This is a genomic window from Arthrobacter sp. MW3 TE3886, from assembly GCF_041262145.1.
Taxonomy (GTDB): Bacteria; Actinomycetota; Actinomycetes; order Actinomycetales; family Micrococcaceae; genus Arthrobacter.
Window position 1 is genome coordinate 2,078,480 of record NZ_JBGCAN010000001.1, and the last position, 14,672, is coordinate 2,093,151.

Sequence of the window (14,672 nt, forward strand, 5' to 3'; positions counted from 1 at the left end):
GGAGCCTTGCCTACTTTCCGGTGCGGATCAGCTTCCGGTTGACGAACTCGTCCATGCCGTACTTGCCCAGTTCGCGTCCGACTCCGGAGCGCTTGATGCCGCCAAATGGAAGCTCGGCGGCGGTGCCGGGGGCTTCGTTGATGTAGACCATGCCCGTGTCCAGACGGTCCGCGATCTCCTGGGCCTTGGCAGCGTCAGTGGATTGGATGACGGCGCCGAGGCCGTAAACGGAGTTGTTGGCCAGCTCCACAGCCTCGTCTTCGGACGAAACGCGGTACAGAACGGCGACCGGGCCGAAGAGTTCCTCGGAGAAGGCGCGCATGTCCTCGGTCACTCCGGCGAGGACCGTCGGCTCGAACCAGGCGCCGGGCTGGTCCAGCCGGCTGCCGCCGGTGAGCACGGTGGCGCCCTTGGCGACGGCGTCGTCCACCTGCGCGGCGAGCCCGTCGAGGGCGGCGGTGGAGGACAGCGGCCCCATGAACGTGTCTGCCTCCGTGGGGTCGCCCACCTTCACAGCTGAGACGGCGCGAACGAATTTCTCTACGAATTCGTCATAGACGGCGTCCGCCACAATGATGCGCTTGGCCGCGTTGCAGGCCTGGCCGGTGTTGCCGAAGCGGCCGAACAGCGCGTGGGTGGCGGCCTGTTGCAGGTCGGCGGACTCGAGCACCAGGAACGGGTCCGAGCCGCCGAGTTCCAGCACCACCTTCTTGAGGTTGCGGCCGGCGATTTCGGCGACGGCGGATCCCGCGCGTTCGGATCCGGTGAGTGAGACGCCCTGGACGCGGGGATCTGCGATGATGCCGGCGACCTGCTCGTTGGTGGCGAAGATGTTGACGTACGCACCTTCGGGTGCACCGGCATCGAGGAAGATCTGTTCCATGGCCAGGGCGGACTCCGGGCACTGCGGGGCGTGCTTGAGCAGGATGGTGTTGCCGTTCATCAGGTTGGGGGCGGCGAACCTGGCCACCTGGTAGTACGGGAAGTTCCACGGCATGATGCCCAAGAGCACGCCCAGGCCGTCCTTGCGGACGATAGCCCCTGCCACCGGCGGCAACCTCGAGCTCTTCGTCTTCGAGGAACGATGGGCCGTTCTCGGCGTAGTACCGGTAGATTGACGCGACGATGTCCACTTCGATCCGCGCCTGGAAAACGGGTTTTCCCATTTCCCGCGTGATGATCGCGGCGAGATCGTCTCGGCGCTCGGTGTAGAGCTCGGCCACGCGGCCCAGGAGTTTCACCCGGTCCGCCAGTGCTGTCTTGTTCCATGCCCTGAAGGCGGCGTCGGCGGTGGCTACTGCGGTGTGGATCTGCGCGTCGGTGGCGGTGGGGTAGGCCTTGACGGGTTCCCCGGTGGCCGGGTTGGTGACGGCATAGAGGCTCATGCTGTGCTCCTTCTGTCGGTTCGGATCCCTCAGGGGAGGGCGATCTGCGGGTCGGTGATGACGTGGATGATGGCCGGGATCCGTTGGTCCTGCACGGCCTTGAGGGAACGTTCGACGGCGATCGCGGCGTGGTCGTCGCTGGTCACCGTTTCGCCGTGGCCTCCGAATGCGCGGGCAAATGCGGCAAAATCAGGGTTCGTCAGCTGTGTGCCGCTGACGCGGCCCGGGAAGTGGTGCTCCTGGTGGTCGCGGATGGTGCCGTACTGGCCGTTGTCCATCACGATGATGAGCATGGCGGCACCGTGCTGCACTGCCGTTGCGAACTCCTGGCCGTTCATCAGGAATTCCCCGTCGCCGGCGATCGCTACCGCCAGGCGCTCCGGGCTCTGCAGGGATGCCGCCACCGCCGCCGGCACGCTGTATCCCATGGAACCGTTGCGCATGCTCAGCTGCGACGGGAACACATTCGTGGGCAGGTACCGCTGGGCCCAGGCGCAGTGGTTGCCGGCGCCGAAGCTGTAGACGGCGTCCTGCGGCAGGCGCCGCACCAGTTCGGAAATCACGGCACTCATATGGCCGGTTCCTTCCCGGGTGGCAGGGAGGGCGGCCAGGTCCGGGAGTGTGCTGAACGCGGCCTGCGCTGCGCGGCCGGCGGCGCGCCACGAGTCCCAGTGTGCGGCCTTTCCCAGCCGGAGGTCCTTGACTGCGTCGGCGAACGCGACCGGGCTGGCGAGGATGTGGGCGGTGACGGCACCGGAGCGTCCGCGCAGGGAGCTGTCGATGTTGACGAGGATATTCGTGGCCTGAGGCGACTGCCGCAGCGTGTAGCCGTCCGTCGGAACGTCAGTGGGCACGGCGCCGATGGCCAGCAGTACGTCGGCTTCGGCGAAGATCTGTGCCGTATCTCCGGTGCGGCCGTAGCCCAAGGCGCCGACGAACACCCCGGAGTGGAAGGGAATGCGGTCCGAGGCGCGCCAGTCCTGGACCACCGGGATGCCGTTGGCCTCGGCAAAAGCCGTCACGGCGGCCGCCGCTGCGGGCGTCCAGCGCTGGCCGCCGACGAAGATGACGGGCTTTTCGGCACCGGAAAGGGCCGTGGTGATGAGCTCCAGCTCCGCGGAGGATACTGCCCCTTCGGCAACCGTGATCACCGGGTGCAGGTCGCCGACAAATTCGTGGGTGATGACGTCTTCCGGCAGGCCGACGACGACTGGGCCTGGACGGCCGGACTTGGCGGCGAAAAACGCCTCGGCCACCACCTCCGACGCCCGGGAGGCCTCGTCGAGCACAAAAACGCGCTTGGCCTGGGTGCCGAACCAGGCATTGGGATCGAACTCCTGGAAGGACTCGCGCATTCGGTCCGCGACCGGGATCAAGCCCACGAACAGGACCATCGGTGTTGCGTCCTGCCACGCGGCGTGAATGGCAACGTAGGCATTCGCGGCTCCCGGGCCGCGGGTCACCATGGCCACGCCCGGCTCGCCGGTGAACTTGCCGTGGGCTTCCGCCATATACGTAGCACCGCCTTCCTGGCGGCACACGATGGTCTCGATATCGGCTCCGTGGAGCCCGTCGAGCACGGCAAGGTAGCTTTCGCCCGGGACCGCGAATACACGGTTGACGCCGTGCAGGGCCAGGGAATCGACGATCGCCTGGCCGGCGTGGGTGTTCTTCTCCAACGTAGTGCTCCTAAACAGGGGTTTGAGCCAGGGAACTGGCGGACAACTGTGGTGCTGGCCAGGGTGGCCGGCATGTGGGTTTCCCTCAAGTATTGGCAATCAAGTTCATGCTGTCTAATACATATAAAGTTCAAAATACATAACTAAAAAGCATGTAGATGGCGCCGAGCGGCCCATGGACTTAGTGGCGGGCAGTGCTGGGCTAAAGGCTGCCGCAGGCCAACTTGCCGTCGACGACCGTGGCCGTGACCCGAACGTCGCAGATGGCGTCGGCCGGAACCTCATAGATGTCCTCGGACAGGGCAGCGAAGTCCGCGAGCATGCCGTGGGAGAGCGTGCCCTTGTAGTGGTCCTCATGTGCGGCGTGCGCGCTGCCCACGGTGTAGGCGCGCACGGCCTGGGCAACGGTGATGCGCTCCTCGGGCACGAATTCCGCGCCGGAGGAGGTCCGGCGGTTCACGAGGTCGTGGACGTTCAGGATGGGATCCGCGGAGACCACGGGCGCGTCGGTGCTGGCGGGGATCTCGATCCCGGCGTCGAGTAGGGCCTTCACGCGGTAGGACAGTCGCGTCCGTTCGGGCCCCAGCGCCCGCGCTGCGCCGTCGCCGAGTTCATTGATGAAGCGGCCCTGCGGCACGGGGATGAGGCCCAGTGAAGCCAGCCGCCGGATCTGCGCATCGCCGGCAACGTTCACGTGCTCGATCCGGTGGCGTGCGTCCGGCCGCGGGTAGCGACCCTGGGCCTCCTCGAAGATGTCCAGCACAACGTCCAGTGCGGCGTCGCCGATGGCGTGGGTGGCTACTTGCCAGCCGGCACGGTGCGCGCCGATGATCCGCCGCCGCAGTTCCGCGGCGGGGAACTGGAGCAGCCCACGGTTGCCCTTCCCCGCCCCGGCGTCGTGCTGGTAGTCGCAGCACATGAAGGCGCTGCGGCCGATCAGCGAGCCGTCGGACAGGATCTTGGCCGGGCCCAGCCGGAGCCATTCGTCGCCGAACCCCGTCCGCATGCCCAGATCCAGGCCCATGCGGGCAACAGGGCCGGCACCAGCCTGACCGACCGGACCGGACTCGTCGCCCAGTCCGTGCAGGGTGGTGAGGTAGGGCATCACCGTGGCGCGCACGCCGAGCATCCCGGCATCGCGCGCAGCCTGGTAGCCGGCCAGGTCGGACAGGCTGTGGCCGATGTGCTGTGGGGCGCCCAGCCCGGGCTCGGTGATGCTGGTGACCCCCAGCTTCAGCAGCGCGGCGCTGCCGGCGCCAACCATCGCGGCGACGTCGTCCACACTTGGCGCGGGAATGGCGTCCATGACCAGCGCCCGGGCCGTCTCCTGAAGCAGCCCGACGGCCCTGCCGTCGGCATCGGCGGGTGCGGCCCCGCCATCGGGCGCGGTGACCTTGCGCCGCCCGGGGTAGCCGGCCCGCTCGAAGGCGGCCGTGTTGGCCACGCCCATGTGCCGGGAGTTGTGCATCAGCCACACGGGGTGGCCGTGGCTGACCGCGTCCAACTGCTCCGCCGTGGGGTGCTGGTTGCCGAGGTAGTTCTGGTCGTACCCTGCGCCCTGGACCCACGCTCCTGGCGGTGCCGCTGCGCATGCGCGCCCCACCGTGGCCAGCAATTCGTCCATATTTACGCACACGGAGGAGCGGACATCGGCCTGGACCAGCGCCTGGCCCACGTAGCTGAGGTGGCAGTGCGCGTCATTGAACCCTGGCACGACGGCGGCGCCCCCCAGATCGTGGACGTCGCGGAACAGGGAACCGGGCAGTTCGTCATCGAGGCTGATGATGCGTCCATCATGGACGCCCACGCTGTGGGCCCGCGGACGCCGGGCATCCTGGGTGTAAAAAGATCCGTTGGTGTAGAGCACGTCCAAGAGCATGCATTTCTCCCGATTCTATGGATGCATCATTGCGTTCCATCCAGTATCGGAGTCAGGTTTCATGCTGTCTAATGTCTATCTGGTTGATAGTCAATGCCAAACTGGCATCATGCCCTAGGCTTTCGACTCGTCCTCAATAATTGCGCCCTGCCTGTTCAGGAACCTCCGCAGACGGACGGCCACCGCCCGGATGGATTCCTCGGCGAAGTGCCCAGGGATCCAGGCCGTGTGCAGGGGCAGCCGGAGGGCATGTCCTTGCTGACCGTTACTGCCCGCCAGGATTCGAATCGGGTGGGTGCCATAGGCGGGCAGATCGGTGGTCACCCCGATGCCGTGCCCGGCCGCCGCCAGTGCCATGATGGTCTGCCCGTCGTCACACTCGGAGACCCGGCGGAAGCTTAGGTGGGCCTGGTTGAGGGCGTCGTCGAGAATGTAGCGGCTGACGCTCTGGTGTGAGGGCAGGATGGCATGCTGGCCGCACAGAGCCGATAGAGGGAGCTCGGACACCCCGTCCCGCGCCCATTCGTGGTCCGCCGCGACGTAGGCGGTCAGCGGGATGCTGCCCAGCGGCATGGTGGCCAGTCCCGGCTCCGGCGGCGCCGGGGAGACAGCGAAGTCGCTGCCGTGCAGGAGGGCCTCGGCAATGGCGAAGTGGCTGGTTTCGCGCGTGATAATCAGCGGATCCTCCGGGCCGGTGGTGGCGATGTAGGGTGCCAGGAAGCCCCGGACGGAGGCTGCGGTGGCGGCAGCCACGAGCGTGGTCACCCGTCCTGTCCGCAGCGCATCCGCGGCATCTTCCAGGCTCTGCGTCTCCAGCATGAGGCGGCGGGCGGCCGGAATGAAGGCCCGGCCGGCGGGCGTGAGCGCGAGCTTGTTGCCCTGCGCCTCGAACAGGCGCAGTTTGAGCTCATTTTCCAGGGTCTTGATCTGCCGGCTGAGGGCCGGCTGGGCAATGTGTATCCGTTCCGCCGCAGCAGTGACAGTGCCGGCGTCCACTACGGCCAGGAAGTACTGCAAGCGTCGTAGGTTCATGAGGAAAGCATGCCCTTTTGGCATATAGAAATGCAAGAAGAAGTATTGGCGGGTATGCACTGGCCCACAGTACGGTCATGGTCAGAACACATTGAACATTGAACTATCAGCCGAGGGATCCACCCATGACAACTCCAACATCACAATCCACCGCCGCCCCGGCAGTCGCCGCTAAGGCAGCTGTCGGGCCGGGACCTTCCAGCCCCGGAAAGGTCTTGGCCGCAGCCTTCATCGGCACCGCCCTTGAGTGGTATGACTTCTTCCTGTTCGGAACTACGGCCGCAATCGTCTTCGCGCCGCTGTTCTTCCCCAGCGCCGACCCGGTGGCCCCCACCGTCTCGGCCTTCCTGAGCTTTAGCGCGGCCTTTGTTGCCCGGCCCGTCGGTGCCATCATCTTTGGCCACGTCGGTGACAAGTATGGCCGGCGCGGCGCGCTGGTCGCGACCGTGATGCTCATGGGCGCTGCGTCCACCCTCATGGGCCTCTTGCCCACGTATGCGAGCGCGGGGGTCGTCGCCCCGATCCTGCTGACGCTGCTGCGGGCCGTCCAGGGTGTTGCCACCGGCGGCGAATGGGGCGGCGCCACCCTGATGGCCATCGAATATGCCCCCGCGAAGCGCCGCGGGCTGTACGCGGCCCTGGTGCAGCTTGGCTCGCCGGTTGGCACGTTGCTCTCCACCGGTGCCATCACCCTGGTTGCCCTGCTGCCCAGGGAAGACTTCATGGCGTGGGGGTGGCGGCTGCCGTTCATTGCCTCCATCATCCTGGTGGCCGTGGCGCTCTGGCTCCGCTGGAACGTGGAGGAAACTCCGGAGTTCCAGGAGCTCGAGGCAAGCGACGGGACCAAGAAGGCTCCCGTCATTGAGCTCTTCCGCAAGTTCAAGGGGAGGCTGGCGATCGGTGTCTGCACGTATCTGGTGGGCAACGCCGGCTTCTTCATCCTGACCACCTTCATGATCAGCTACGTGACCCGGGTGCTGGGCCTGCCGTCCGCGGTGATCCTCACTGCCATGACAATCGGTGCCGTCGCCCAGATGGTCATGACAGTCGTTGCCGGACGCCTTGCCGACCGCTTCGGGGCCGCCCGCGTGGGCATCATTGGCTACTCCATTTTCCTGGCCCTGGCGTTTCCCATCTTTTGGCTTGTTGACACCAGGGAGCCCGGGCTGATCATTGTGGCCATGGTGCTGGCATTCGGTCCCTGTGCCATCACCTATGCCATCATCGGCGCCCTGATCGACCGGCTCTTCCCGGCGCACGTGAAGTACACGGGCATGGGGCTGTCGGCCAACCTGTCTGCGGTTGTCGCAGGATTCATGCCGGCGCTGGCCACGGTCTTCCTGTCCCTGTCCGGGAACGCGTCCTGGGGACCGGCCACACTCTTGGTGGTCATCGGCCTGATCTCACTCGGCGGCGCCATCGCGACGTCTAAGGTGCCAGCCAGCGGAAACTAGCCGCCCGCCGTCGGTCCACCCGTAACGACAACACCCCCGCAGCTTGTTTGCGGGGGTGTTGTGTTGTCACAGAGGTTGTTGCTTCGGAGAGTGCTGGCTTCCCGCACGGTGCTTTTCAGCGGGCCTTGGTCAGTCCTCGCTCCTGTAACGGACGAGCCCGTCTGTGACGGTCATCCGGACTTTCGTCGCCCTGATCTCCGCGGCGCCTGCCGCGAAAATATCGGTGTCGAGCACCGCAAAGTCGGCGAGCATCCCGGGGCTTAGCGTTCCCTTGACGGATTCCTCGCCCGACGCGTAGGACGGGGCGACGCAGTACGCGTGGAGTGCCTGCTCCAGTGAGATCCGCTCCTGGGGTTCCCATCCGCCGTCGGGCTCCCCTTCAGCAGTTGTCCGCGTGAGGGCGGCATGAAGCCCGTGGAACGGGTTGGGAAGTTCCACGGGGGAGTCCGAGCCGAAGGCGACGGTGGCCCCGGCATCCAGCAGGCTCCGCCAGGCGTAGGATGCCAGGCCCCGTCCCTCCACCATGCCGAGGATGGGCAGGTCGCTGGGGCAGTGCTGGGGCTGCATGGACGCCACGACGCCGAGGGCGGCCAGCCGCGGAACATCCGCGGGCTGCAGAAACTGGACGTGCTCGATCCGGTGACGCAGGCCGTGCCGGGCGGTGGTCTCCCGGATTTCGGCCAGGGCGTTCAGCACCAGGTGGTTGGCGCGGTCACCGATGGCGTGGACGGCGACGGCGATTCCCGCGGCGGCGGCCCGGTTGGCCAGTCCCAGCAGGTCGGGATAGGCCGTCACCTCCATGCCATGGCTGCTGCCGCCCGGAAACGGCTCGCTCATATGGCAGGTGTGGGAGCCGGCCGCGCCGTCGGCGAAAATCTTCACGGCGCCCTGCCGGATCCAGCGGTCGCCCTGACCGGTCCGAATTCCGGCACCGATGGAGGCCTCCAGATCGTCCTGGGCCAGCAGTTTGTGGACGCGCAGGGCCAGTACCCCCTCGGCGCGGAGGGCCCTGTAGGCGTCCAGGGCGTCAGCACCGTCGATGTCGTGGACGCCGGTCAGGCCCAGGGACAGCAGGTACCGCTGGGCCTCCCGCAGTTGATCCGGGAGATTTCCCGAGACCCCCGACGCGGCGAGTTTCCGGACCGGGTAAACAGCGCTCTCCCGAAGGATCCCGGTGGCTTCGCCGTGTTCGTCGCGGGCGATTTCACCGCCCGCGGGGTCCGGCGTCGTCCGGGCAATGCCCAGTAGCTGCAGCGCCTGCGAGTTGGCCCACACCGTGTGGCCGTCCGCGCTGGTCAGAGCCACGGGGTTTCGCGGGCAGACGGCGTCCAGACCGGTGCGGTCCGGCTGGACCGGGACCTGCCACTTGTTGAAGTCCCACCAGCCGCCGAAAATCCATTCGCCATCCCCGTAGCGCGGCCGCACGGCACTGACGCCGGCCAGCGCTTCCGCCAGGCTCCCGGCCTGCCGCAGGTCGACCTCGTGCATGGACCGGGCCAGGCTCGCCGTGTGGATGTGGGCATCCGTCAGCCCTGGAATGACTACGGCGTTGTCCAAATCGAGGGTCCTCGTACCCGCGGGTGCATGGGCTTGGAGTTCTGCCGCCGAGCCGGCTGCCACGATGACGCCGCCCTCCACCAGGAGGGCCCCGGCGCGTGGCTGCTTCGGATTGAGTGTATGGAACGTGGCGTTGGCGAAGAGGGTGGGGGTCACGCAATCAGGCTAAGGGCGCGTTTCCGGAATTCCGCCCCGGCCCTCGCAACAATCGAGTCATATGAGGTGCCGGGGGGAGCAGGTATGACGGCGAGCGCGGGCGCCCCGGCATGACCGCCTCGCGTATACCCGCAGAACACCGCGATCTATGCCGTAGAGGCATCGAATATCTACTGAATGAGTCTTAGACGTTCTGAGGGATGGATCACATACTCGATCAGCGGGTGTTCGCCTCAGTTATTGCATGCAACACCCGCACCCGCATCGGACCAATCGAAGGACCACTCGTGACACAGAACCACCAGTCGACGGCAGGCATCTCCGCCCGGCGTGGACGCAGGCTCGCTCCCTTGGCTGCCGCAGCTGCAGTTATCGCTGTCGCTGCCACCGGCTGTACCACTGGCGGCGGAACCGGCCCGGGCGCCGCCGCGGTCGGCCAGATCTCCACCGACACCATCCGTACGGTGCTGAGCGCTGACCCCACCAGCTTTGCGCCGGTCGAGGTCCGCAATGCTGACGACTACGCCGCCAACCGTCTCCTGTTCTCCACGCTGGTGCGCCGCGACGAGAACAACAAGATCGTCTCCGACCTGGCCAGCAAGTGGGACATCACCCCCACCCAGGGAACGTTCACTATTCGCGGTGGCGCCACCTGCTCCGACGGCACCCCCATTACCGCCGGCGTCGTGGCGGAATCCCTCAAGGTGTTCGCTGCCCCGGACAGCAAGTCCAGCTTCCGCCCCCTCGTCCTGGGTGATGGCCCCGCCACTGTCACGGCCGACGACGCCGCCGGCACCGTCACCGTCAAGCCTGCCCAGCCGTGGACCGACCTCCTGCAGGGCATGAGTCTGCACGCCACCGGCATCGTCTGCCCTGCCGGCCTCAAAGACCCCAAGGCCCTGACCACGGGGGATGTAGCCGGCGCGTTTTCGGGGCCGTACACCCTGAGTAAGAAGCAGCATGGCGTGGCATACACGTTTGCTCTCCGGGACGACTACAAGACCTGGCCGGCGTACGAAACCAAGATCGAGGGCACTCCTGCCAAGACCATCGAGGCCAGCGTCAACGCCAACGCCAGCGCCATCTCCAATGAGCTCCTGACGGGCACGAAGGATATCGCCAACATCCGCGGCAAGGACACCACCCGCTTCGACGGCAACAAGGACTTCAGCACCCAGGTCATCCCGCAGGGCAGCCTGTACATGATGTTCAATGAGCGGCCCGGGCATCCGTTCACCGATCCGGCCCTGCGCAGAGCCCTGGCCCAGGCGCTGAATGTGACGGCCTTCAACCAGGCCGCCTCGGGCGGTCTCGGCGAAATCTATTCCTCCTTCGCCCACCCGGGCGTGCCTTGCTCCAACAAGGACACCGGCCTGCTCATCAAGTCGGACCCTGCAGCTGCGCAGAAGGCCCTCGCCGGCGTCAAGATCCGCATGGTCGGCGCGCAGATCTTCGGCCCCAACGGTGCAGCCAACACCTATGTCGCCGAAGCCCTCCGGGCAGCGGGTGCTGACATTGAACTGCGCAACGTGGACCTCGCCACGTGGAGCACCGACCTGACCCAGAAGCTCGACACCTGGGACGTCACCGTTATGGGCGGTATCAACGCCGGAGGCACCATGTACGGCGCACTGTCCACTGTCATCGGCACGCCGGTGGAAAAAGGCGGCCTCAACTGGGGCGGCCTGGAGAACCAGCCCGTCCTGGACCTCGTGTCCAAAGCCATGACCCAGACCGACGACGCCGAACGTTGCGGGACCTACCAGGAAGCCCAGGAGATCATGATCGGCGAAGCCCACGTGATCCCGCTGGCCAGCCTTCCCTCGCAGGTGACCATCCGATCCGGTTTCGCCATGCACACCATGAATGGCCAGCCGGACGAGAGCACCATGCGGATCACGAAGTAGCACGGAAAACAGCTCATGACTTCTTCAAGCATTGCTGAAGCTTCCCGCACTCCCGGTGTTATTGCCGGGAGTGCGGGACGTCGCCTCATCCGCCATCCGTGGGCCGGGTTCTCGCTGCGCCGGCTCAGCGGGCTGCTGCTCTCGTTCGCGGTACTCACCGTCGTGACATTCCTGATCGTGCCGCTCATTCCGGGCGATCCGGCCGTGATCGCAGCCGGTGACGGCGCCAGCCCGGCGCAGATCGCGAATGTCCGGACCGAACTCGGCCTGGACCTGCCGCTCCTCATCCAGTTCGTCAACTATGTCTCGGGCGTCCTCCGCCTGGACATGGGAACCTCTTTCGTCAGCGGCGAGAGCGTCTCCACTCTGATCTTCACGCGATTACCGTTCACCGCCGAGATCGCCCTGCTGGCCATTGCACTGGTCCTGCTCGTTTCCGTGCCGCTGGGTATGGCGGTGGCCATCCTCACCCGCGGCGGGCGGAACCGGTGGCTGGACGCCGGATTCAACTTCCTGACCAGCCTGCTCTACTCGATTCCGCAGTACGTGGTGGCAACACTGCTCGTGGTGGTGTTTGCCGTGAGCCTGAGATGGCTACCGGCCGCAGGCGCGGCGACCCTGAGCTCTTTGGTGCTTCCCACCGCGGCCCTCATGCTGGGCCCGATCTGCGTGATCTCCCGGATTGTGCGGCGCGAAACCGCCGTGGTCCTGGACAAGGACTACATCCGGACCGCCCGCGGCTGGCGGCTGGGCGCCCTGCGCACGCATGCCCGCTACGTCCTGCCGAACCTGCTCACCACCACGCTGACGCTCTCGGGACTCATCCTCGCCGCGCAGCTCGGCGGCGCCGTGGTCATCGAAACCGTCTTTGCGTGGCCCGGGCTGGGGCAGGGGATCGTCAACGCGATCCTGCAGCGCGACTATCCCGTGATCCGGGGAATCATCCTTGTCCTCGGGCTTCTCGCCACCCTCATCATCATTCTGGTGGACCTGATCCTGGCCATCATCGACCCCCGCAACCTCGGAGGAACCTCCAATGACGTCTAGGTTTAGGAGCCGGGAGTTCTGGAGTCCCGCTATGGCAACGGGCGCGGCACTGATGCTCGCACTGATTCTCATCGCCGTCATTGCACCGCTGACCTTGAAGCAGGCGGCCGAACAGCTGACCGCCGACGCCGCCCAGGGACCCAGCCCCGCTCACTGGCTGGGCACCGATGACTTCGGCCGGGACCTGCTGGCACGGGCCCTCGTGGCGACCCGGCTGACCCTGCTCATGACCGCCGGTGCAGCGGCCATCACGGCGGTCTCCGGTATCCTGATCGGCCTGGCCATCTGGCTCTCGGGCCGGCGTGTCCGCGAGGCCGCCCTGCGCGTCCTCGAGACCGCCGTGGCGTACCCCAGCCTGATCTTCGCGCTGGTGATCGCCGCCGTGCTGGAACCCGGTGTCTCTTCCGCCGTCGCCGCGATCGGCATCGCCGGCATTCCCGGTTTCGCCCGGATCACGGCTAACCTGGCCTCCTCGGTGTCCAGCAGCGACTATGTGGTCACGGCGCGCCTCCTCGGCGTCAGCCCGGTCCGCATCGCGGTACGGCACATGCTGCCGAACATGGCCGAGCCCCTGCTGATCCTGTCCGCCACGGTGTTCGCGCTCTCCCTGGTGGAAATCTCCGCGTTGTCCTTCATCGGGCTCGGTGTGCAGTCCCCGGACTACGACTTCGGCCGGCTCCTGAACGACAGCCTCGGGGCCCTCTACACCCAGCCGGTCGAGGCCGTCGGCCCCTCTGTCATGATCGCCCTGACCGGGCTCTCGGTCATGCTGATCGGCGACGCGCTGGCTGCCGACGCCGATCCCCGCGCCAAGCGGAGCTTCTTCCGCCGGGTGGTCCACCAGAACCGCTCGGTGGCAGTCCCGGCGTCGGACCGTGCACTCGTGCGGGTCGAGAACCTGAAGATTGGTGTCCCCGGCGGGCCCGACCTCGTGAAGGGCATTGCGTTGAGTATCGATCCCGGTGAAGTGCTGGCCCTGGTAGGCGAATCAGGTTCCGGGAAGTCCCTCACGGCCATGGCCATCGCAGGGCTGCCCACCGAAGGCTTGACGGTGGAGGCAGACCTGCTGCGCGTGGACAACATGAACATGCTGGCTGAGCCCGACCCGTCACGCTTGGCCAAAGACATCAGCATCGTCTATCAAGATCCGGGAACCACGTTCAACCCGGCCCTGCGGATGGGTTCCCAGCTCACCGAGGTGCTCCGTACCCAGCTGGGCATGGGAGGCGCCCAGGCACGCCACGTCATCACTCAGGCGCTGGCCAGCGTAAACATCACTGAGCCGGCCCGCCGGCTTCGGCAGCACCCGCATGAGCTCTCCGGCGGCATGCGCCAGCGGGCCATGATCGCTGCCTCGATTGTCACTTCGCCCAAGCTGATCGTCGCCGATGAGCCCACGACGGCGCTCGACGTCACCGTCCAAGCAGAAGTCCTGCGGCAATTTCGCCGCATCCGCCGGGAGCAGGGGACCGCCATGCTGTTCATCTCCCATGACCTCGGTGTTGTGGAAGCACTCTGCGACACCATCCTGGTGATGAAGTCCGGTGAAATCGTCGAGCGGCTGACCTCCGCCCAACTGGCCGCCCGAGATGTCCACCACCCCTACACCAAGGCACTGCTGGCCGCCATCCCGGTTCTGGATCGCGGCCCGGTTCCGGAAAATCCTGGAGTTCTCACGTCATGAACGCACACGCAGATGTTCTCAATGTCCCCGGAGGGCCCGGGGCCGGCTTTCAACCAAGCGGAACCGACGTTCCGATGGCCGCGTCCGTCCGCAACCTCGATGTCAGCTTCGGCGCCGCCCACGTGCTCAAGGACGTGACGCTCGCCGTCCCCGCCCGCTCCGTGGTGGGGCTGGTCGGTGAATCAGGCTCAGGGAAATCAACCCTCGGCAAGACGCTCGTGGGCATCAACAAACCGAACAGCGGCGAAATCTTCATCGGCAACGAGGACTTCACCCGTACGCAGGGAAAGCGCCGGCAGCAGATGCGCCGCGAAGTCCAGTACATCCCTCAGGACCCTTACTCCTCGCTCAGCCCGCGCCGAACCACAGGGCAGACTCTGGCCGAAGCGCTCGACCCGCACGGCGCGGACCCCAGAGAGCATCGGGACGTCATCGCGGCCGCACTGGAACGCGTCAAACTCGACCCGTCCGCCGCGACCCGGTATCCGCACGAGTTTTCCGGCGGGCAACGCCAGCGGATCGCGATCGCCCGGGCCCTCATGCTCGAGCCCAAGCTCGTCATCGCGGACGAGATCACCTCTGCCCTGGACGTTTCAGTCCAGGCCGACGTTATCCGGCTGCTCCAGGACATGCGCGGCACCGTGGGTAGCGCCATGCTGTTCATCTCGCACAACCTCGCCGTCGTCCAGCAGGTCTGCGATGAAGTGGTGGTCATGTTCCAAGGCCGCATCGTGGAACAGGGCCCCATCGACACCGTCTACCGGGACCCGCAACACGACTACACCCGGAAGCTTCTCGCCTCAGTCCCTGGCTCACCCGGCTTTTCCCTCGACTGAGGACGCCAGTACCTGTTCCATGCCGCGACGGCATGCTATTCCTGCATTATTGGTCA

The 14,672-nt window shown here is 66.4% G+C and carries 9 protein-coding genes and 1 pseudogene; 5 read left to right on the forward strand and 5 right to left on the reverse strand.

Annotated elements, in window-relative coordinates:
• Positions 1–10: 10 nt before the first annotated feature.
• From ABH915_RS09435 to ABH915_RS09450, 4 genes and pseudogenes are all read right to left on the reverse strand, one after another.
• Positions 11–1,385: pseudogene (locus tag ABH915_RS09435) on the reverse strand (NAD-dependent succinate-semialdehyde dehydrogenase).
• 29 nt (positions 1,386–1,414) lie between these two features.
• Positions 1,415–3,064 (reverse strand): thiamine pyrophosphate-dependent enzyme, encoded by a 1,650-nt coding sequence (locus ABH915_RS09440; protein ID WP_370120248.1) that lies wholly within the window; start codon positions 3,062–3,064, stop codon positions 1,415–1,417.
• 202 nt (positions 3,065–3,266) lie between these two features.
• A complete protein-coding gene (locus ABH915_RS09445) occupies positions 3,267–4,943 on the reverse strand; it encodes an amidohydrolase (RefSeq protein WP_370120251.1) in 1,677 nt (558 codons plus the stop codon).
• A gap of 114 nt (positions 4,944–5,057) precedes the next feature.
• On the reverse strand, positions 5,058–5,975 hold the full coding sequence (locus tag ABH915_RS09450) for a LysR family transcriptional regulator (RefSeq protein ID WP_370120254.1): 918 nt from the start codon (positions 5,973–5,975) through the stop codon (positions 5,058–5,060).
• Between the two features lie 125 nt (positions 5,976–6,100).
• Here ABH915_RS09450 and ABH915_RS09455 point away from each other — a divergent pair, with 125 nt between their 5' ends.
• Entirely contained in the window at positions 6,101–7,429 is a 1,329-nt protein-coding gene (locus tag ABH915_RS09455; protein WP_370120257.1) for an MFS transporter, read from the forward strand.
• 129 nt (positions 7,430–7,558) lie between these two features.
• Here the strand turns inward: ABH915_RS09455 and ABH915_RS09460 are convergent, their stop codons facing one another.
• A complete protein-coding gene (locus tag ABH915_RS09460; RefSeq protein WP_370120260.1) occupies positions 7,559–9,142 on the reverse strand; it encodes an amidohydrolase in 1,584 nt (527 codons plus the stop codon).
• 287 nt (positions 9,143–9,429) lie between these two features.
• Here ABH915_RS09460 and ABH915_RS09465 point away from each other — a divergent pair, with 287 nt between their 5' ends.
• From ABH915_RS09465 to ABH915_RS09480, 4 genes are all read left to right on the forward strand, one after another.
• Positions 9,430–11,049, forward strand: coding sequence for an ABC transporter substrate-binding protein (locus tag ABH915_RS09465; protein WP_370120263.1), 1,620 nt, complete (start codon positions 9,430–9,432; stop codon positions 11,047–11,049).
• Between the two features lie 15 nt (positions 11,050–11,064).
• A complete protein-coding gene (locus ABH915_RS09470; RefSeq protein ID WP_370120266.1) occupies positions 11,065–12,096 on the forward strand; it encodes an ABC transporter permease in 1,032 nt (343 codons plus the stop codon).
• A gap of 31 nt (positions 12,097–12,127) precedes the next feature.
• The gene (locus ABH915_RS09475; RefSeq protein WP_370120269.1) at positions 12,128–13,780 is read left to right on the forward strand and encodes a dipeptide/oligopeptide/nickel ABC transporter permease/ATP-binding protein; all 1,653 of its coding nucleotides are present in this window, start codon (positions 12,128–12,130) and stop codon (positions 13,778–13,780) included.
• A gap of 74 nt (positions 13,781–13,854) precedes the next feature.
• On the forward strand, positions 13,855–14,616 hold the full coding sequence (locus tag ABH915_RS09480) for an ABC transporter ATP-binding protein (RefSeq protein ID WP_370120272.1): 762 nt from the start codon (positions 13,855–13,857) through the stop codon (positions 14,614–14,616).
• Positions 14,617–14,672: the final 56 nt, after the last annotated feature.

Coding starts and splice junctions, on each gene's coding strand:
- ABH915_RS09445 (WP_370120251.1), bottom strand. CDS start 4,943: ATGCTCTTGGACGTGCTCTACACCAACGGATCTTTTTACACCCAGGAT.
- ABH915_RS09455 (WP_370120257.1), top strand. CDS start 6,101: ATGACAACTCCAACATCACAATCCACCGCCGCCCCGGCAGTCGCCGCT.
- ABH915_RS09480 (WP_370120272.1), top strand. CDS start 13,855: ATGGCCGCGTCCGTCCGCAACCTCGATGTCAGCTTCGGCGCCGCCCAC.
- ABH915_RS09470 (WP_370120266.1), top strand. CDS start 11,065: ATGACTTCTTCAAGCATTGCTGAAGCTTCCCGCACTCCCGGTGTTATT.
- ABH915_RS09450 (WP_370120254.1), bottom strand. CDS start 5,975: ATGAACCTACGACGCTTGCAGTACTTCCTGGCCGTAGTGGACGCCGGC.
- ABH915_RS09475 (WP_370120269.1), top strand. CDS start 12,128: ATGGCAACGGGCGCGGCACTGATGCTCGCACTGATTCTCATCGCCGTC.